The organism is Mesorhizobium sp. LSJC285A00 (assembly GCF_000503155.1).
GTDB lineage: Bacteria > Pseudomonadota > Alphaproteobacteria > Rhizobiales > Rhizobiaceae > Mesorhizobium.
Window position 1 is genome coordinate 25315 of record NZ_AYVK01000003.1, and the last position, 19023, is coordinate 44337.

Here is a 19023-nt window from a genome sequence, read left to right on the forward strand (position 1 = left end):
GAAATAGGAATAAACCCGATATCTTGTTGCGCAGCTGCAACAGCTGCTGAGGACTCGCATAAGTCCGGCGACCGTTCAGTCGCCTTTTTCTTGCAGTCGTGCTAAATCCCTCGCACTAGTCGGGTTTGGGGTGGGTTCTCGGCATGCAATCTTCGTTTCGAACGATCTTCGGCTTCGCCGCAGCGCTGCTTTGTGCCGGCGTGTTGCCGGCCGGCGCACAAGGTCTTTTTGGGGCCTATGACGATGCGTTTGCGGCCCGCATCGCCAGTCCGGCCGACAATGGAACGCTCGCCCAATTCGTCACGGTTGCGGTCAACGCTGGGCAATACGATCAGGCGATCTCCTCGATCGAGCAGTATCTGATCCAGTACCCCCGCGATGCGCGCGCCCGGCTTGCGGCCAGCCGGTTGTATTACCATGTCGGGTCCTATGAATTGGCCCGGCGGCAGGTGCAGTACGGCATCGAAGTCGGGGGTCTGACCGCAAGTGAGCAACAGGAAGCTGTTCGCCTGCTCGCCCGCATCGAGCGCGCGTTGCGTGGCGTCACCTGGGAACTCGCCCTGACCGGCGGCGTATTCAGCGCATTCACCGATTTTGAGCCAGGCGGGGCGCAGGACGACGACAGCTTCGTCTCGCCTTACGGGCAGGCGGAAGGTTTTGTGCGGTGGGACCTCGGCACGCCAAGTGCCGACGCGCTCGTTCTTTCGGGGTCGTTGACCGCGACTGAGCGTCTTTTCACGGAAGACCTGTCGGTTCCGGGTGGCGAGAAGACTTTTATCCACGGCAACGCAGCGATAACCTGGGACAAGGGACTGCCCAACAGCGGGATCGATTCGCTGCGCCTGCTGCTTTCCGCGTTCACCGTTACGGATCGTTTCGACAGCGACATTTACGAAACCGGTATCGGCCTCAGTGGACGTTTCGTCGTTCGCCCGACGGTCGAGACGACGCTCTTCGCCGGTGGCGGCTACATCGATCTAAGCGCCTCGCAAGGCATTTTCGCGGATAGCAGGGTCTTCTATGAGGCAGGCGGCAGCTACCGCTTCCGCAATGGCCAGGCGCTCGGCTTGCGCTTTGTCGGCTCGAATGACTTCGCTTCCGGATCGGGCGAAATCAGCCGCAGCTATACGGGCGAGGTCCGCTATGGCGGCCTGTTGATGAACGTACCGGATTTTTTCGCATGGTCGCACCAGATCGCCTTATCGGCCGGCCACAGCGACACTCCCGATCTGTCCGTCGGCATCGGCACAAATATCAAGAGCGACTTCTGGCGCATTGCCTCGGAAAGCGATTTTCAGCTGACGGAAGCGCAGAAGATCAGCGTCGATCTCGCCTACCGCAAAACCAACTTCGCCCTCGCCAACCGCGACCGAAAATCGTTCGAAATGCTCATGAGCTATACGTTGACGCTCAATTGAAAGAGGCCGCGATGAGGTATCATCAGATCGTCATTTTTATCGCCTGCCTCGCCTTCGCGGCACCATCCGCTGCTGAGACGGTCGGGTCGATGACGGCCTACCAGACCATCATCGTCCGCAATAACGGCGGGACGATGAACGTTGGCGCCGGCGTCGAACTCGGCGACCAGTTGCGCAGCAATCCCACCGGTCTCGGAATGCTGGTGTTCCGGGATGAATCGAGCGCCAAAATTGGTCCAAACACCAGCCTGACGATCGATGAGTTCGTCTACAATCCGGGCTCCGGGTCGGGAAAGATCGACATCGGGATGAACAGCGGCCTGGCCCGTTTTTATGGCGGCCAGGTTTCGAAAGGGGGCGTCATGCAGGTTGCGACGCCGCACATGGTGCTCGGAGCGAGAGGCGGCATCATCGAAGTGCTGGTGGCAGCCGGCCAGACCGTCGGCATATTGCGCGCCGGCCGCATGACCTGCACGATCAATGGCAAACGGCTGGTCATCACGAACCCGGGCTACGCCTGCACGTCGGACGATGGCAAGCTTCTGGCCGGCTACGGCGGCATCGACGCCTTCCCGATCTTGGACAGTATCGACCGGATAGCGGGAACCGGCCTGCCGGGCGCACCGGGTCCTGGGTTGGACGTAAGCGCAATTTGTGCGTCGGCTCTAGGCTCCTCGCTCAAAGTCTGCGGGTCCAGGGACGGCGCACTGCCAGGAGTGGTCATGGAATTCCCTGACAGCCCAACGCCACCTGCGGGCAGCGGGGGGCGGCGGGGCGAGTGTGAGGGTGAGGGTTGCTGCTACTACTACAACTGCGATTAGGCCTGGCTGCACGAGATGAGCCACTCGGTCGGTAGGCGCTGGGCTGATTGGCGGCAAGCCGGCAGACGCAAAATATCCGGCCTTGTGGTCGTGCTCCTGCTGCTCGCTTGCCATTTGGCTTTTGACGGGCCGTTGTCGCGCCTGCGTGAGCGGACGTACGACTTCTATCAGTTTCTCGCCCCACGTCAGGCGACGAGCAATCCTGTCGTGATCGTCTCGATAGACGACGCCAGCCTCAAGGCACATGGGCGATGGCCCTGGAACCGTGGCCTCTTGGCCGATCTGGTCAATGGCATCACGCAGTCCGGTGCGGCGGTGGTCGGGCTTGCGCTGGTACTCCCCGAGGCTGACACCTCGCCTGAGGGCATGGCCGGAGACAAGCGCCTGGCAGCGGCGCTGTCCAAAAATCGAACGGCGCTTGCCGTCAGCCTGGGCAATGAAGCGACGGTTTCAGAAGCAGAACCCAAAGCCGGCTGGTCGATCGTCGGGCAAGTACCCGATACACTTCCCGGCTTCACCGGTCTTACCGGGTCGCTTGCCGAATTCTCGAACGCCGCCGCAGGCCTCGGCGTGATTCGCACCTTGCCCGATCCCGACGGCGTACTGCGCCATGTGCCGCTGCTCTGGCTTCGCAACACCCCTCAACGCGCGCAGCTGTGGCCGTCTTTCGCACTCGAGCTCCTGCGCCTTTACGCTGGACAGGACGGTTACACAGCCCGGATGAATGCAGCCGGGTTCGACGCACTCAGGATGGCAGGCGCCATTGTGCCGCTCGAGCCGGAGGGGAGCATCCGCCTCTGGGAAACCGCCACCGACACGCCTCGCCTGTCTGCCAGCACTATCCTTTCGGGCCATGGCGATCCGCGGCTGCGGGACGCCATCGCCATTGTCGACCTGTCGGCTGTGGGCCTGACGCAGTACCTGCCCACGCCGACGAGTCCAGCGCGACCAGGAGCGGAGATCCACGCCGATGCGATCGGCCAGATGCTTGCCGGGCGCTTCCTGGCAGAGCCAGCGCACGCGCGTATGCTCGAGCGGCTCTGGTTTCTCCTCAGTGCCGTCGTTTTCATCGGGGTTTCCGGAGTGCTCGCCGGGCGTGTCGTGCTTGGCGCCCTCTCCCTGGCGCTGCTGGCCGTCACGCCGTTCGTGTTCGGCGCTCTCGAGTACAGCCTGCAGGGTGCACTCTATGACCCGCTGCAGCCGGCGCTTGCAACCATCATGGTTGCGGGCTTCGAAGGCTATGTCCTCTACAGGCGCAGCGAGCAGCGCCGGTCCACCCTCACGCGACAGTTCTCCCAATATCTGTCGCCCTCCGTGGTGCAGCGCCTCGCAAGCTCGGACACCGAGGCAATCCTGTCCGGCGAGAAGCGCGAGATCACCATTTTGATCAGCGACATACGTGGCTTCACGACCATGAGCGAACAGCTCGACACCCAAGAGATCGCCAAGGTGGTCAACCATTTCCTCGGCATTGCGACCGATGAGATCCTCAAGCGCGACGGCACCATCGACAAGTTCATGGGCGATGCGGTACTGGCCTTCTGGAACGCACCGCTAGATCAACCCGATCATCGTGAGCGTGCGCTGGACGCGGGCCTTGCCCTTATCGAGCGGGTGAGGCGCGAAGACGCCGCCTTCACCGCGGATGGCCATCGATCCATCGAAATCGGCGTCGCCATCGAGACCGGCATCTGCTCGGTAGGCAATTTCGGCTCCGAACGGCGCTTCGATTACACCGCGATCGGCTCCCCCGTGAACCGCGCGGCACGGCTCGAATCGACGACCAAGAAGCTGGGCATCCCCCTGGTGCTTGGACCCGGCTTTGCGGCAGGAGCATCGATGCCGGTCGTTCAGGCGGGCGCCTTTGAGCTCCAGGGTTTCAAGGGCGAGGTCCCGGTTTTCACCGTTCCGGAGATGCAAGCTGCTCAACAAGGTATGAGCCGCGAAGTAGAGAGCCAACGTGGTGAGCAATCTGGCGCCCCCGCCATGGTGGTTGGTTCGCCGCCATCCGTGCAAATGGCGCCGCTTGACCTGACACCCCGAACCCGGAGCATCCGCTGATCGGATCCAGCGGATCGCAAGATGCAATTGTCACGGGCACAGACGGACATCTTGTTTCGGCGACCATCGAGGGATGCGACGGCTTGCGTTCACTCGTCCTTGAAAGTCACCTTCATATGTTTGTGCACCATTGAGGCGAGGTCCTCGGCATCCCAGTTCGTGAGCCTGATGCAGCCGTGAGAGAAGGTCTTCCCGATCTTGCCGGGTTCGGGCGTGCCGTGAATGCCGTAGCTTTCGATGGAGAGGTCGATCCAGATTGATCCCACGGGATTGTTAGGGCCGGCAGCAATGGTGAAGGGCCGCTTGGTTTTGACTCCCTTGAATGCAAAATCGGGATCGTAGTGATAGGTCGGGTTGTGCACCACCCTTTGGATCTCTGCCTGCCCACTTGGTGCCGGCTTCTCGTCGCTCCCGATCGAGGCAGGGTAGACGGCAAGCGCTTTATTGGAGGGGTCGAGCACGCGCACCTGATGAGCGCCTTTGTCGACTTCGACGCCGGCAATGGTGGCGGGAGGTTCACCCCGGCCAACATCTGGTACCAGCAGCGTGGTTCCAGCTTTCCTGAATCCGGTGCCTGGGTTTAGCCTCCTGAGCAATGGTTCGCTCACATGGAAGCGCTCCGCCAGCTTCTCGATCGAGTCGTGATAGCCAAGCCTTCTCAGGCGAGCCATCCTCTCCATGCGCCGCGGAATGCGTTTGGTGAAGGGGCCGCGTACATCTTTGCGGGTCAGTTCAAAGGTGACCAGAGCTGGGCTGGTGGAGGTTGCCATCAGCTTGTCCCAAGTCGCCTGGGTGAGCTTGCCATCTGGCGCCAGTCCGTTCGACGCCTGGAAGGCCTTGACCGCCTTGGCGAAGTTCTCTCCAAGGCGGCCGTCGATGAGCCCCGGTGAGAAGCGCGCACGATCCAAAAAAATTTGCGCCTTCAGCACGGCAGGATCGAGCCCTTTCGGATCGCCGGCGGAGAATTGCGCCTGATTTACCGCGGCTAGGTCCAGCTTGGCCGCCTCCGTCCCGCCGCATGCGAAGGCGAGTGCAATGGCGAGGAGGAGAAGGAGCCTGATCATCGATTTCACTCCTTACGTTAAATCGCACCTGATCTGCTTCTATGACGCGCTGTGGCAGATCTGGTTCCATTCGCCGGTAGGAGGATCATAGGCAACCAGCCTTATGCCGCCGACCGGTCCGAGACGTTCGATGCCCATGCCTTGCCCCTCACGAGAGGCGTTGCTGGCCGCGCAGATCGGCAGTGTAAAAATGGCCTGGCCATGTTGACGTGAGCTTCTACCTTCAAACTGCCCACTACCTGGACCGGCAGTCAAATGGTCTCAGGGCAGCAAGTGAGGAGATGCGCTGGGAACCGGCTTGTCGGGCGGGTATTCTATTGATCTTCGGGATCGATAGATCCATGTTCCGTCGTCACTGTGATCGCGTTGTCGCCCGCGATTGCCCTAGCGTATTCGAAGCGCTCCAACTTCTGCCGATAGGCCTTTGAACATCGCGGTGGCCGAGTTCGTGATTTGAAGTCGCCGCAACTCGGACAGCGAAACTCCCGGATGTCACCAACTGTCTCCGAATTAACGAGCGCCTGCTCATCTGTAATCGGGCAAATTGCGGCCATCCAAGCCATCGTGGTCCTCCGTCCTAAGGCCGTCCTCGATTACCCAAAAGGCATCGTCGAGTGCAAAATCCATTTCTGCCGACGCTCACCCCACCTGGAGTACTCCACCGAGTAGATTGCGCTCTCCACTCTCCAACCCGGAATGTGGATTAAAGCCAGTTCCTCGGCGAGCGATTTGCTGGTGGGCGGTAGGCGCTCTCGCTCTGGAGCCTCTCCCAAACGATCGGAGATGTTCATGTAGCGTCGGGCAGGACCGAAGGGCCGGAACGTGGCGTTTTCATCTCTTCGGCAATCACCAGCAGCGCCTCCAGAGCGACGGCGATCCCCGACATCACCGTACTTATGTCTGCGCTGCCGCCGAGCGTCGAAAGTTCGGCCGCTCGCGTTTGCATGCTTTGGCTCAGCTCTTGTAACTTCAGGCGCAGTTCGTCATCCATGTATGTTCTCCAAGCTTGACGCTGGAGGAACGCGCCTGCTTACAACCCGTTCCGCCGGTGGCCGCAGAGAACCAGAGACACCGCAGATGCTACAACTCGCGCTGTGGCGGCGCTTAGGATGGGCGGTGGATTGAGCCTCAGCGACTGACCGTCGGCAAATAGCGGATGCTTCAGTCTCGAAAAGGTGCTGGACGGCTCGATATGCACCGGCCCTTGGCCCTGGGTGCTGGTCCCATGCACAGTAAGGCCGTGCAAGTGCGCGCGGCCTCTGGGCTCAACATTCCAGTCGTCATGTTCCAAAGTTGTCCCAAGGTGGGTTCTCACCAAAGTGGGCGGCGAGAAGCGTCACGAAGCTTTGAACTTTGGCGGAAAGATGCCTTCTTGACGGGTACATCGCGTAGATCGACCGGCTTACCGGCTTGAACTGGGGCATCACTGTCTCCAGCTGGCCCGAACGAATGGCTTCTCCAACAAGGAAAGTGGGGCAAAGTACTATGCCTGCTCCACCCAGCGCCGCATCGCGCAGGAGCTGCCCGTTCGTTGCCGTCATCCGTGCAGTGATTTTTACCGCCACTTGCCCCTTTGGTCCGTCGAACCGCCATTTTCCGCGGCTGGCGCGCAACGCGTAGTCCAGACAATCATGGTCGTGGAGATCCGACGGCTTTGTGGGACGCCCGCGTCTGTCCAGATAATCGCGCGAAGCGCAGACCACCTCGCGTGACGGCGCGATTCGGCGAGCAACCAGATTGGAAACCGTGAGTGGAGCGATGCGTACCGCGACATCCAGGCCCTCTTCCACGATGTCAACCACACGGTCGTCCAACACCAACTCAACCGACACCTCCGGGTAGACCGCGAGATATTCTGCAACGACTCTCCCAAGGTGCATCGCGCCGAAGGAGATCGGCGCGCTGACACGCAGTGAGCCGGTCGGACGTGTCTTGCTCTCGGCCGCGCTCGTACGAACTTCCTCGACATCCTCGATTATGCGCAGACTGCGCTCGTAGACGGAGGCGCCGAGCTCTGTCAGGCTGATGCGCCGGGTCGTCCGGTTGAGAAGGCGTGCGCCAAGCCACTCTTCCAGCATTTGGACATGCTTGCTCACAGCCGCTGGCGATAGTCGCATCCGCTTGGCCGCTCCAGCGAAGCTGCCTTCACCGACGACGTTGGCAAACACGGTCATGCTGGTCAGCCGGTCCAACTGCAATCACCTCTTTCATTCACGTTTCGTGAATTCACCATCCATATCTCCCTCGATTATCAATCCGCAGTGGACAGATTATCTGAAACCAGGCCGGGATCAATTGCCCGATCCGTCTCTCTAACGTTTGCCCGAAACGTTGGCGTCGAGTGCCTTCTCGCGGGCTGGAGGTGATCATGTCTCTGACCAAAGCAGCCCTTCGGGAGAAACAGGGAGCCACTTTTCGCATGTGGCTCTCCGTGCTCACTGTATCGCTGGGTATTTTTTCGATGATCACTGCGGAGCAACTCCCTGTGGGGCTGATTCCGGCAATTTCTTCCGAGTTGAATGTCTCTATTGGGAGTGGCGGTCTCACGGTGACGATACCCGGCGTAATTGCGGCGTTCGCTTCTATCGGTTTGCCGTTGGCAGTGGGGAGGCTCGACCGGCGTATTCTGATGGCGGGCCTGCTCGCGGTAATGGCTGCGGCGAGCGTGATTTCAGCGCTCGCAACGAACTTTCCCGTTCTGCTCGCGTCCAGGCTGCTCGTCGGGATCACCATCGGTGGCTTTTGGGCGATAGCCGGGAGCATCGCAGTACGCCTTGTTCCTGGACCGTCCGTGCCGCGCGCCATGACTATTGTCTTCGGCGGTGTAAGTGCCGCTGCGGTGCTGGGCGTGCCGGCCGGCACGATCATCGGTGATCTAGTCGGCTGGCGCGGCGCGTTCTGGTCTCTCGCCGGCCTGAGCCTTGCCATACTGCTCGCCGCCCTGCTTGTGCTTCCGAAGCTGGAGGCCGCGGAGCCTGTGGAGGTAAAAGCCCTGCGTGCACAATTGCGCAATCCCGCCCTTCTGGCGGGCGTGGTTGCGACCGCACTGCTGGTGGCTGCCCACTACGGTGCCTACACTTTCGTGAGCCCAGTGTTGCTGGAGGTCTCGGGCGTCACTTCAGGGAGCATAGGTTGGCTACTGTTGGGGTATGGCATTCTCGGAATGATTGGCAACGCCGTCGCAGGCGTCTGGGCCGCCAAATCCGTCGGTCGCACATTGACCTGTGTCGTCATTGGGGTCGGCGCCACGCTGGCTCTCTTCCCGTTGCTCGGGGTCACGCCGCTCACTGGAACCATCCTGCTGCTGGTGTGGGGCTTCGCGTATGGCGCGGCGCCCATCACGCTGCAGACGTGGGTGCTGAGTGCAGCATCAGAAAGCGCGGAGACCGCGACGGCCATCTACTGCTTCACTTTCAATCTCGCCATCTCCGTGGGTACCCTAGCGACCAGTCAGATCGTCGACACGATGGGCGTGAACAGGGTCCTCTGGGTCGATTCCGCCATCATCCTGCTGGTGCTGCTGCCGGTGTGCCGCGCACCCATGCTTAACCGGAACATCGGAAACTCGTAGACAGCAAGCCATCCTGTGCCGCCCATCTGCCAATGATGTGATAGGTTGAAGTAGATCTTCGTTTCCTCTGTCTTGAAAGTCACGCGCGTCACATCAAACGCGGGTTCCGCCGCACCGTGCGGGTGCCGATGCTTTGCGCCCCCGGAGGACAACTGGCTACTTGAAAAAGGACTTGATCCCCTCGTCGATATGTGTGCTGATATGAGATCGATCTCATGCCGCGCTCTCAATTACTGTTTCTCTACGGGAGCGCGCTCTGGGAAGCATATGTCTGAATGACGATGAAGAGGGAGGTTCAAGTGAGGAAATTGATCGCGTGGCTGGCCTTGGCCACTACCACGCTCGCGTTCGCGTCTGCGGCGTCGGCGGGTGAAACCATCGACCGGGTTACCTCGAAGAAGGCAATGGTGGTCGCCACAAACAGCGGTTGGCCGCCGCAGAGTTTCCTCGACGACAGTAATCAGTTGGTCGGCTTCGATATCGACGTCTCGAAGGAGATCGCAAGGCGCCTCGGTGTGGAGGTCAGTTTCGACACGCCGGACTGGGCGACGATGACGGGCGGCCATTGGCAGGGACGCTACGATCTGGGTGTCGGCTCGGTGACGCCGACCAAAGCGCGGGCCAAGGTGATCGATTTCGAAGGCATCTATTATTATAGCCCCTACGTTTACGTGGTTCACAAGGACAGCCCGGCCAAATCGGTCGCCGACCTGAACGGTAAGATCATCGGCGTCGAGACCGCCACCACGTCGGAGGATTTCATCCGCAGACAACTCGAGATCGATGCTCCCGGCCTGCCGCCCATCGAATACAAGCTGGAGCCAGGTGAGATCAGGACTTTCGCCGACTCAATGCTGCCGTTCGACGATTTGAGGCTTGGCGACGGCGTGCGCCTCAACGCGGTCATCGCACCAGAACAGACGGCTCAGAACGCGATAAAGAACGGCTACCCGTTGCGTGTCCTGGAAGGCGGCTATGCCTTCCGTGAGCCGCTGGTGGTGATCGCGGAAAAAGGTGATGCCGAGTGGAATGCCAAGATCGGCGGCATTCTCGACGAGATGAAGAAGGACGGTACCCTCGCGAAACTGACCACCAAGTGGTACGGCAAGGATTACAGCGCCGACTGAGGAGCGTCGTGGATAAAGCTTGAGCGGGATGCATTCAATTGAACATCCCGCTCCATCTGTTTTGTTTCAGCCGCATTTCCACGACACCGGGCGGCTCCGCCTGCCTGCAAAATGCTCTAGTGCCGCCACCTCATCATATTGATCATGACATGTCCTGACACCTATTACCGACGCACGCTTGCCGACAACACCATCAGACCGCCGCTGAGCGGCGTTTCCGAGTGCGAGACAGTCGTTGTCGGCGGCGGACTGGCCGGCCTGACGACGGCGTTGCAGCTGGCTCGCGCCGGCCAGCAGGTCGTCGTGCTTGAGGCGCAGCGGATAGGATTCGGCGCTTCCGGTCGCAATGGCGGCTTCGTCAATCCGGGTTTCGCCACCGGCACCGACAACATCGCCGCGATGGCCGGCGTCGACGCGGCACAAAAACTGCACCGCCTGTCCATCGAAGGCGTCGACTTCGTGCGGCAGACGATCCGCGATCTCGACATCAAGGCGGCAGAGCCGCGCTCCGGTATATTGAGCGTGCTTCGCCACGATGGTGGCGCCGCGCTCAAGGCATATGCCGAGCAACTGGCGCGGGATTTCGACTATCGGCTCGACTATCTCGATCGCGACCAGGTGCGAGCGGTGCTGCATTCGGATCGCTACCACCAAGGCCTGCGCGATCCCAGCGCCTTCCACATGCATCCGCTTAACTATCTGCGCGCCGTTGCTGGCGAGATCGAGCGGCTGGGCGGCAGGATATACGAGAGAACGGCTGCCGTTGAAGCCAACCTTGACGGCGCCGAAAAGATCTTGCGTACCGACAGCGGCGAAGTGCGCGCCCGCCAGGCCGTAGTTGCCACCGGCGGATATACGGGGCCACTGGTCGGTCGGCTGCAGCGGGCATTCCTGCCGATCGCCACTTACGTTATGGTGAGCGAGGAGGCGCCTGACCTCATCGCCAAGTCGATTACGACGACCGACGCCGTCGGCGATAACCGTCGCGCAGGCGATTATTACCGTGTTGTCGAAGACGGCAGGCGGCTGCTCTGGGGAGGGCGCATCACCACCCGGGCAGCCTCATCGGGCGTGTTGGCGAGGCAATTGCGCCGTGAGATGGTCACCACTTATCCGCAGCTCGAACACCTCAAGACCGAACTCGCCTGGTCCGGGCTCATGTCTTATGCCCGGCACATGATGCCCCAGATAGGCCCGTTGCAGCCGGGCGTCTGGTACCTCACGGCTTTTGGTGGCCATGGCATCAACACCACGGCGATCGCCGGCAAGTTGATCGCCGAAGCCATACTGGGACAATCGGACCGCTACCGGCTGTTCACACCCTTCGGCCTTGCCTGGGCGGGCGGCCCGGCTGGACTTGCGGTTGCGCAACTCACCTACTGGAAGCTGCAGGCGCAGGATTGGTGGCGCGAGCGGGCCCGCTGACCGCAGGGAGATCGAAGACGTGATCGGCCGACTATTGCTCAACCACCCGGACGCGGCGCGCCGCGTTGGCGTGTTCTTCGTGCTCGCCGCCATCGCCGCCGGCCTGTATGGGCTCGGCATCAAAGCCAGTTGGCTCGGCAAGCTCGTTCCGGGGTCGGTCGAGTGGCTCGCCGCCAACCCGGACGTCGGGCGGGCGGTCTCGGCGGTGCTGATCGCATTGATCTTGGTGGCGAACTGGAACGCGCTGCGGTATCTCAGCCGCAAACAGCAGATTGTGGCAGTTTGGATAGAGCTGTTCGTGTTGCTAATGTTGTTTTTCTATTCCTTCGACCTGTCCTTCGCGTTCATCGCCAAGAAGATCGGCTTCCTCGTCTCGAAGGGTGTGGTGACGACCCTCTACATTTCGGCCATTTCGATCGCCATCGCCACCCTCATCGCCTTCGTTGGCGCCATCGCCAAACTTTCCCGCAACGGCGTGGTCTATGGCTTGGCGACCTTCTATACCTCTCTGTTTCGTGGCTTGCCGTTGCTGATGCAGATCTACATCATCTATCTCGGCCTGCCGCAGATTGGCTACGTGATCGGCGCCGTGCCGGCTGGCATCATGGCGCTGTCGCTCTGCTACGGCGCGTACATGACCGAGATCTTCCGGGCCGGCATCGAAAGCATCTCGCGCGGCCAGACCGAGGGTGCTACGGCACTCGGCCTTAGCGCTAACCAGACGATGTTCCTGGTCATCCTGCCGCAGGCGATGCGCGTCATCGTGCCGCCGACCGGCAACCAGTTCATTGCGATGCTGAAGGATTCTTCGCTGGTCTCGGTGGTCGGGGTCTGGGAGATCATGTATCTCGCACGCACGCAGGGCCAGACCGAGTTCCGCCACATCGAGATGCTCATCACCGCCTCGATGATCTATTGGCTGCTCTCGATGGGGCTCGAGTTCCTTCAGTCGCGGATCGAGGACCGGTTCGGGCGCTCACTCAAGCGCTGATCGTCATCCGTGATCTTCGCCAAAGCGAGTTGCACAGCACCGCAACAGCCAGCTTCGGAGAGCAGCTGCAGATTGTACGCGACAGCATGCCGTTCGGCGACGTCGTGAGGGGTGAATCAACCCGGTATTTCATCGGCTTAGCCCGATCGGAGGGCAGAATAGAGCAAGTGCTGGACGAGCATGTTCGTTGGCCGACCGCCCGGCAACTACGACCGATTGCTGGATTTCACCCGCGCCAATAAGTTAACAAAATTAATGACTCTAACATGTCTCCGGCCAACCATTATCGCTATGTATCGATGGTAGCCGAGTTCGCCACGTGGTTCGCCAATAGGTTTGTCAGCAGTGGTTTGCGCGTTACCAGCCGCACGACTCGGTCCATGCCCTGCACAGCCAAACGCACCGGCGAGACTTCCCGGGAATGAAGCTCGGCATGGTGTTTCGTTCCTTTGAAGTGGGCGTGGTTGGGGGAAGACCGTAGTCGGCGTGTTCGCGCCCGGTGGAATTTTCGAAGAGTTGTTTCCAACGGCGGGAACGAACCAAACTTCCATGCATTTAGCTCTGGCTTCGTTCATTCACTCTTTCTTCTGGGAGCTGGACCATTGTCATCCGGAGGCTATCTCTTGGCCGACCAACAAACCAATGACGTTTCCATCGTTGATCTGATACCTGCCCTGCGGGCTTTCGCGCGCACCTTCTGCCGCGTTCCAGACGATGCCGACGATCTGGTGCAGGAAACGTTGACCAAAGGGCTCGCCAACATCGACAAGTTCGAACCTGGTACACGCATGAAGTCGTGGCTCTTCACCATCATGCGCAACACCTACTACACCCGGATCAAGATCGCTGCACGGGAAGCGCCAGGCCTTCTCGACTGCGCGTCTTCGAGACCGATTTCGGAAGCTACCCAGGAATGGACCGTTCAGAGCAAGGAAGTTCACGGCGCCATCCAAAAGCTGCCCGAACATCAGCGCGAGGTGCTGATGCTGATCGGCGTTTTAGGAGTGGGCTACGAGGAAACCGCCGAAATCTGCGGCTGCGCGGTAGGGACGGTCAAGAGCCGGCTGAACCGTGCCCGCGCCAACATCCTTGAGCTACTCGGGGAGAGCTCGTTGCAGACATTGATAGAAAGGCGAAATCAGCTGTCGGATGGTCAGCTCGATATAGAGGTCGACAGCCGCAGATAATCAGCTCTTCACGTCTCGCCGACGCTTCTCGACGAGAGCATTTTGCAATTGGATCGCCAGCTTGGATAGGCGGTCTGGTATCTTTTCCTGCTCTATGGCGGCCAGCAGGGAAGCAATCTCCTGATCCACTGCCATCTCGACAAGCAGATCCGTGGTATCGTCGCTCGAATGAGACATCACGTTCTCTTGATAGCATCCCTAGATCCAAGTCTGATGATGAGCGCTCGGCACTACAAGGCGTTGTCGACCGCCGAGAGGCTCACCGGCGGCCCTTGCACAGTTTTCCTCCGTGCCGCGGCAAGACGCGGCGCGGTGGCGTCAGTCCTTCAGCAACCGGTTTGCGGCGTGATCCTGAAATTGATCGGACTTGATTCGATTGCCGTCCAGCCCGCGCTCTCGGCTATGTTGCTTCCTGTCGCGGTTGGACAAAACCGCGTTTTCTTCGATCTTGTCCTTGTCCAAGGTGGTCATTGCGCCGGCGCCGGCACCTTTGCCTTGGCTGCCTTGGCCGAAATGCTTTTTGCCGCCGGATGCCATGATCTCCTCCTTCGAATCCAGGACACCGATCGGTGCCGACGCCCGAACCGGCATCGCGCTGTAATGTTCCGTCTCACCCAGCAAGCAGGAAGGCGTCGCCATCCCATGACCCAAACGGCTTCTCGCCGTCGATGACGACCCGCAATTGGTGAGCTTGCGCAAGACGGCCGATGTCGGCCCGGTCCAAAGAAAGCGATCCGCGATAAGAATAGTTGAGCAATGCGAGCCGGCCCGGCCGTTTGAGAACGCGCGCAATTTCATCGAAAAGCCGCTCAGCCATGCCGGCCAGGACCAGGTAGGGAAAGCTGTCGACCGCCAACACGCAATCGAAACTGTCGTCGTCGAAGTCGGCCAGATCGAGACCGGAGGTTTGGCGCAGTTCGACATTGCCGAGCGCTGCGCATTGCTCGGAGGCGATAGAGATCATCCGCGATGATATGTCGATGCCGACCATCCGCTTGAAGGAATTGGACAGCGCGCGCTCGAAACGTCCGATGCCGCAACCGATGTCGAGAATGTCTCGTTCAATTCCGGTGAATTCTCGCGCCTCGAGCCATTCAACGATTTCGTCGGTCATGGCTGTCAGCCGCTCGTCATCGCCAAGGGATCCTAACTGGACACTTGCGGCTGTCGAAATTGCTGCCGCGGCATCAAAACTCGAGGCCAGCCGCGTGACGACGGCAATATCCGTCTCGCCGTTACCGCGTTCATGCCGAACGGCGCCGCCTGTCGCTCGCAAAGTGGCAAGGACGCCCGGTCTGTGGCGCAGCAGTCCAGCGACCTTTCGCAGTCTTTCAGCATCGCCGGTATCCGCCGGACGGACTTTCAGCACGAACTCCGCCAATTCCGCCGCTTCAATTGTGGGCGGCAGGTGAAGCGCCAGCCTGACGAGAACAGCTTCGGCGCAGGCACCATCGGCCATGCAATCTTCGACCGCCCGTCTGACCGATGTCCGGCGCTGCGCGTGCACACTCATGACATCAACTCCGCGTCCAGATCCTCCGCATCGTCCACCTGTCGACGGCGCCCCAGCCATATTTGTAGGCCTCCTGGCCGCGCAGGAAGTCGAACTCGCGCGCATCCTCGCGGATCGACTCCGCGATCGCGTGGCCGATCAGGATCGCCCCTGGGCTCTCCTCGGCATATGCAGGATCTAGGCCGCCGAGATAGGCATAGGCGCGGCCGCGGTGGTGAAATCCGTAATAGGCGGCGACAGTCGTGCCATCGATCGCGAGCAACCAGCATCGGACCAGGCCGTGAGCATCGAGCAAGGGAAGTGAAAGCCCATGGAAGTGCTGCACGGCGGGGTCGGCCAATACACCACCTCCATGTCCAACCCAGCGTGCCTGGTGCAGGCGGATCAATTGGTTCAGGAAGTTCTGATCGCCCCGCGCTGACGCCAACGCGAGCCGGCCGCGTCTGGACGCCGCTTGGCGCGCCCGGCGCAACTGGCGCCTGCGCCGAGCGGGAACGCAGCCGGCCAACGTGTCGTCGCCGGCAACAGCAAGCACGGGACAGGCTGCATGAATTACCGGCCTCTCGACCGTTAAACCGGGATGCGCGATCGTAAGACCGGCACTGTTTTGCGGCAGATCAGACAAGATCCATTGTGACCACCCGACCGAGCAGATCGTTTCGGCAATGGTGGCGACAACCGCCGCCTCGATATCCCGGACAGCCAGGATGTCCAGATAATCACTGAGCGAAATACCGACCGGAAGCAGCTTCGAACCGGCCGTTCCATGCTCGAGATAGAGTGGCGCCAGCCCGACCAGATCGCCGCCACGCCAGACCGCAACTGTCGCCAGTTCACCGGGTGCGAATGCGCGCCACCATGGCACCAGCCAGGCGGGGGATTGGAACGGCGTCGCAGAGGAACTCTGCTCCCACAGTTTCCACCAGTGCGGCGTCAAGGCATCGAATTTTACGGGGTCATCGATGATTTCGCTGCGCAACACTGCTTTTCTCACGGTGCCGCAGCGAAGCGCCGGCAATCTGTGCCAAGTTGTGCCAGCGCCTGATAGGCAGCCATATACGACGAGATCATCCGTTCCAGCGAAAACCGCCGTCGCGCCTCCACCCGGCACGCCTCGGCGTCCAGGCTGGGCGCCGCAAGAATGGCTTGGGCCATCTCGTCGACTGTGTTGACGAGAAAGCCCGTCCTGCCGTGCTCGATGACATCCGCAAGCGCACCATTCGGGAATGCGACCACCGGGGTACCGCAGGCGAGGGCCTCCATGGCGACAAGCGAGCTTGTCTCGGCGGCGAGGCTTGGAATGACCAGACAGCGGGCTGCGTTGAGAAAGCGCCTCTTGGCGTTAAAACCGAGCGGGCCCAGGAAGCGGCGGCGAGCATCAAGACGGGATTGGACCTCGTCGCGAAAGTAGCGCGTATGTGTTTCGTAGGGGTAGACCTTGCCGCCGATGACCAGGGGCACGCCCGCCTGTTTGGCCGCGTCCAGGGCCAGGTGAATGCCCTTTTCCGGGCAGACTCGGCTGAGAACCAGGGCAAAGTCTCGCTTCGGCTGCACCAGGCTCAGTGCTTCGATGTCAACGCCGTTGGGAATCGGCGCCACCAGTCTGGCCCCTGGTGGCGCCGTTTGCTGCTGGGTGGGCGAGACCGCATGGAGCCACAGGTCGTCGCGCGTCGGTCGCAGAGCCTCGGCCGGATACCAGTCCAAGGGCAGGTGGAGGCTCACCAGGGTCGGACCATCGTCGGGCAAATAGGCATGAAAATCGATACCGTGCAGATGAGCCACATCGATCGGCCATCGGGCGCGGGCAGCGGCGATCGCTTTGCGATGAGCCTGCTGCGCGCGGCTCTTCGCCGCCTCGTCGAGCACGCCGTTTTCAGCCGGTATTTCCACAAGGGTACCGCTCGCGCTGGAGCCGCGGCAGCCAATGACGATAGAGCGGTGGCCGGCGCGAACCAGCTCCCGATCGAGCATCGACAGAACCTGTTCGGCACCGCCGACAGCATCGGGTCCGACGGGTGCGAGAGGGTAGGCGACATTGAGGACAGTGAGCGCCGCGGCTGGTTGCGCCTCGGTCCCGTATGCCGCACCACCTGTCGATGATGCCGCTAATTCGTCCAATGTGTCAGGCGTCTGATGCATTGGCAGCATGACACTTTCACGCTGCCGAGGCCCGCCGCGTCGGGAGCGAAGCGGACGTCATGCCGGGCGCATAGCGGCGGATCATGGTTGCGCAGAATTCCGCGAACTCCTCCGGCACCAGAGGTGGGCTGGTGTGGTGGGGCATCATTCCGCGATGCTGCGGTGTAAAGCAAAAGGTGACCGTCACGTCGAAATCGGCGAGTGCCTCCATCTGCCGGTCAAACCAGTCCAGCGCGTTCGGCCGGAAGCTGTCTGCCCAGGAAAGCCCCGTGCGCATATTGGTGACGCCCAGCCGCTTCATCCAGGCGACGGCATCGTCCAGCCGGGCGTCCTCGAAATGAAACCACTGCACCAGCCCCATTGCGGGCGTGTAGCGCAGGAACTCCTCCAGCGCAGGTTTTGGCGTACCGTCCTGGCGTAGCAGCCCCATGTGGAAATGTCGATAGTAAGAAGAGCCCTCTGCCTCGCGATGCCGCGTCGTTGCTTCCCATTCGCGCGGAAGATCGTAGAGGCTGTACCACTGGATGCGTGGTGCGTTGCCGATCAGCAACTCGGCGGTGCGCTTGAGCCCCCAGACCTGGATTTCTTCCGCGCCGAAGGTCGATACGCCGACTTCGCTGACCCAGATGGGAAGGTTGGTGACGGTCGCGATCTCGCCGATCTTCTGTGGCCATTCGTGGATCTGCCACAGGTTCCAGTCGAGCGGAAAGCCGTGCAGGGCGACGGCATCGACATGGTCCAGCACGCCGAATTCCTTCATGCGGGTGATAAAGCCCGGATCTATCGGCGAGATGCCACCGAGTACTTTCGTCAAAGACGGGTTCTCCGACGCGATTGCGTCAGCCGACAAGATCGCCATCCTGGCAAAGCGGCTCCAATCGGGATCGAGCTCTGGGTCCCAATGCGATTTGTTGTTGGGCTCGTTCCAGATCATGGCGGCTTCAATCATGGAGCTGTCCTTTCGAGGGGTAGATGGCGCCGCCGCCGGCCGGGTCCCCGGCTGCGCGGCAGAAATAGACCTCCTGCTCGGGGTGCAGAACGATCTCGAAACCGGCGCTGCGCAGCATCGCTTCGGTGCAGGCGCGGTTTGGAATCCACCAGTTGGTGGGATCGTCGGCATAGCGGTGCTCGATAAAATGCAGCTTGGGAAACTGCGGCTGGTCGAACAGGTCATGTGTCCAGAAATGATAGTTTTCTTCCAACTCGGGCAGATCCGCGCTGCCGCGCTGCATGGACTGGAAGATCATCAGGTCACGGGCGACATGTTCGCGGATCAGGTCGAGCGCGAGCAAGGGGTGGCGCAAATGGTAAAGCACCCCCATGAACAGCACGACATCGAACGTCTCGCGCAGCGAGCCGACGTCGTAGACCGAAAGCTTCTGGAATTCGATCTCGCAATCGGCAACCTCGGCGGCAAAGCGAGCCTGCGCCAGGTAGGCGTCATCGAAATCGATGCCGAGGACACGGTCAGCACCTCGCCGTTTCATCTCGATGGAGTAAAATCCTGCATTGCAGCCGATATCGAGTACGGCCTTGCCCCTCAGATCAGCGGGAATGGCATTGGCAAATTTGCGCCATTTGATCAGCGGGTAGTTGCCCAGAAAATGGTTGGGAGCGGTTTGGACGCCGGCAAGTTCCATGTTGTGGAACCATGGGCCGAGCGCATCGATGCGGCGGCGGATTTCGGCATGGGAATGCAGCATGGC

General features: G+C 61.0%; 18 protein-coding genes. 8 read left to right on the top strand and 10 right to left on the bottom strand.

Annotated features, from left to right (window positions below):
• The first annotated feature begins 200 nt into the window (after positions 1 to 200).
• The 3 genes from X726_RS164025 to X726_RS164015 all read left to right on the top strand — a co-directional run bounded on the left by X726_RS164025 (position 201) and on the right by X726_RS164015 (position 4300).
• A complete protein-coding gene (locus tag X726_RS164025; RefSeq protein WP_197031261.1) occupies positions 201 to 1418 on the top strand; it encodes a tetratricopeptide repeat protein in 1218 nt (405 codons plus the stop codon).
• Positions 1415 to 2239, top strand: coding sequence for a FecR domain-containing protein (locus X726_RS164020; RefSeq protein WP_023687780.1), 825 nt, complete (start codon positions 1415 to 1417; stop codon positions 2237 to 2239). The genes X726_RS164025 and X726_RS164020 overlap by 4 nt, the downstream gene beginning before the upstream one ends.
• Positions 2240 to 2329: 90 nt before the next feature.
• Positions 2330 to 4300: an adenylate/guanylate cyclase domain-containing protein gene (locus tag X726_RS164015; protein ID WP_196813856.1), complete on the top strand. Its 1971-nt coding sequence runs from the start codon at positions 2330 to 2332 to the stop codon at positions 4298 to 4300.
• Between the two features lie 89 nt (positions 4301 to 4389).
• Here the strand turns inward: X726_RS164015 and X726_RS164010 are convergent, their stop codons facing one another.
• The 3 genes from X726_RS164010 to X726_RS164000 form a co-directional block, all read right to left on the bottom strand.
• Positions 4390 to 5364, bottom strand: coding sequence for a L,D-transpeptidase (locus X726_RS164010; protein ID WP_023667960.1), 975 nt, complete (start codon positions 5362 to 5364; stop codon positions 4390 to 4392).
• A gap of 787 nt (positions 5365 to 6151) precedes the next feature.
• Positions 6152 to 6355, bottom strand: coding sequence for a hypothetical protein (locus tag X726_RS164005; protein ID WP_023667962.1), 204 nt, complete (start codon positions 6353 to 6355; stop codon positions 6152 to 6154).
• A 289-nt stretch (positions 6356 to 6644) separates the two neighbouring features.
• Positions 6645 to 7556: a LysR family transcriptional regulator gene (locus tag X726_RS164000; protein WP_033001710.1), complete on the bottom strand. Its 912-nt coding sequence runs from the start codon at positions 7554 to 7556 to the stop codon at positions 6645 to 6647.
• A gap of 176 nt (positions 7557 to 7732) precedes the next feature.
• On the opposite strand from X726_RS164000, the gene X726_RS163995 reads away from it, so the two are divergent.
• The 5 genes from X726_RS163995 to X726_RS163975 all read left to right on the top strand — a co-directional run bounded on the left by X726_RS163995 (position 7733) and on the right by X726_RS163975 (position 13665).
• A complete protein-coding gene (locus X726_RS163995) occupies positions 7733 to 8935 on the top strand; it encodes an MFS transporter (RefSeq protein ID WP_031214587.1) in 1203 nt (400 codons plus the stop codon).
• 299 nt (positions 8936 to 9234) lie between these two features.
• Positions 9235 to 10062, top strand: a complete 828-nt coding sequence (locus X726_RS163990; RefSeq protein ID WP_023736090.1) for a transporter substrate-binding domain-containing protein — start codon at positions 9235 to 9237, stop codon at positions 10060 to 10062.
• A gap of 144 nt (positions 10063 to 10206) precedes the next feature.
• On the top strand, positions 10207 to 11487 hold the full coding sequence (locus X726_RS163985; RefSeq protein WP_023667966.1) for an FAD-binding oxidoreductase: 1281 nt from the start codon (positions 10207 to 10209) through the stop codon (positions 11485 to 11487).
• Between the two features lie 19 nt (positions 11488 to 11506).
• A complete protein-coding gene (locus tag X726_RS163980) occupies positions 11507 to 12478 on the top strand; it encodes an amino acid ABC transporter permease (protein ID WP_023687785.1) in 972 nt (323 codons plus the stop codon).
• Positions 12479 to 13101: 623 nt separating this feature from the next.
• Complete coding sequence (locus tag X726_RS163975; RefSeq protein WP_023667968.1) at positions 13102 to 13665, top strand: sigma-70 family RNA polymerase sigma factor; 564 nt, start codon at positions 13102 to 13104, stop codon at positions 13663 to 13665.
• Here the strand turns inward: X726_RS163975 and X726_RS1000000168470 are convergent, their stop codons facing one another.
• The 7 genes from X726_RS1000000168470 to X726_RS163950 form a co-directional block, all read right to left on the bottom strand.
• Entirely contained in the window at positions 13666 to 13842 is a 177-nt protein-coding gene (locus X726_RS1000000168470) for a hypothetical protein (protein WP_023667969.1), read from the bottom strand.
• 141 nt (positions 13843 to 13983) lie between these two features.
• A complete protein-coding gene (locus tag X726_RS0134450; protein ID WP_023691451.1) occupies positions 13984 to 14202 on the bottom strand; it encodes a hypothetical protein in 219 nt (72 codons plus the stop codon).
• 73 nt (positions 14203 to 14275) lie between these two features.
• Entirely contained in the window at positions 14276 to 15178 is a 903-nt protein-coding gene (locus X726_RS163970) for a class I SAM-dependent methyltransferase (protein ID WP_023691450.1), read from the bottom strand.
• A gap of 4 nt (positions 15179 to 15182) precedes the next feature.
• Positions 15183 to 16160, bottom strand: a complete 978-nt coding sequence (locus tag X726_RS163965) for a GNAT family N-acetyltransferase (protein WP_023667972.1) — start codon at positions 16158 to 16160, stop codon at positions 15183 to 15185.
• An 8-nt stretch (positions 16161 to 16168) separates the two neighbouring features.
• Positions 16169 to 17326, bottom strand: a complete 1158-nt coding sequence (locus X726_RS163960; protein ID WP_023667973.1) for a glycosyltransferase — start codon at positions 17324 to 17326, stop codon at positions 16169 to 16171.
• 7 nt (positions 17327 to 17333) lie between these two features.
• Positions 17334 to 18266 carry a beta-xylosidase gene (locus X726_RS163955; protein WP_023667974.1) on the bottom strand — a complete coding sequence of 311 codons (933 nt, stop codon included), beginning with the start codon at positions 18264 to 18266 and terminating at the stop codon, positions 17334 to 17336.
• Positions 18259 to 19020 (bottom strand): TIGR04290 family methyltransferase, encoded by a 762-nt coding sequence (locus X726_RS163950; protein ID WP_023667975.1) that lies wholly within the window; start codon positions 19018 to 19020, stop codon positions 18259 to 18261. The genes X726_RS163955 and X726_RS163950 overlap by 8 nt, the downstream gene beginning before the upstream one ends.
• Positions 19021 to 19023: the final 3 nt, after the last annotated feature.

Bases quoted from the DNA above. Each gene is read 5' to 3' on its own strand.
- X726_RS164010 (WP_023667960.1), bottom strand. From the start codon at position 5,364: ATGATCAGGCTCCTTCTCCTCCTCGCCATTGCACTCGCCTTCGCATGC.
- X726_RS164005 (WP_023667962.1), bottom strand. From the start codon at position 6,355: ATGGATGACGAACTGCGCCTGAAGTTACAAGAGCTGAGCCAAAGCATG.
- X726_RS163995 (WP_031214587.1), top strand. From the start codon at position 7,733: ATGTCTCTGACCAAAGCAGCCCTTCGGGAGAAACAGGGAGCCACTTTT.
- X726_RS163985 (WP_023667966.1), top strand. From the start codon at position 10,207: ATGACATGTCCTGACACCTATTACCGACGCACGCTTGCCGACAACACC.
- X726_RS1000000168470 (WP_023667969.1), bottom strand. From the start codon at position 13,842: ATGTCTCATTCGAGCGACGATACCACGGATCTGCTTGTCGAGATGGCA.
- X726_RS0134450 (WP_023691451.1), bottom strand. From the start codon at position 14,202: ATGGCATCCGGCGGCAAAAAGCATTTCGGCCAAGGCAGCCAAGGCAAA.
- X726_RS163970 (WP_023691450.1), bottom strand. From the start codon at position 15,178: ATGAGTGTGCACGCGCAGCGCCGGACATCGGTCAGACGGGCGGTCGAA.
- X726_RS163960 (WP_023667973.1), bottom strand. From the start codon at position 17,326: ATGCTGCCAATGCATCAGACGCCTGACACATTGGACGAATTAGCGGCA.
- X726_RS163955 (WP_023667974.1), bottom strand. From the start codon at position 18,266: ATGATTGAAGCCGCCATGATCTGGAACGAGCCCAACAACAAATCGCAT.
- X726_RS163950 (WP_023667975.1), bottom strand. From the start codon at position 19,020: ATGCTGCATTCCCATGCCGAAATCCGCCGCCGCATCGATGCGCTCGGC.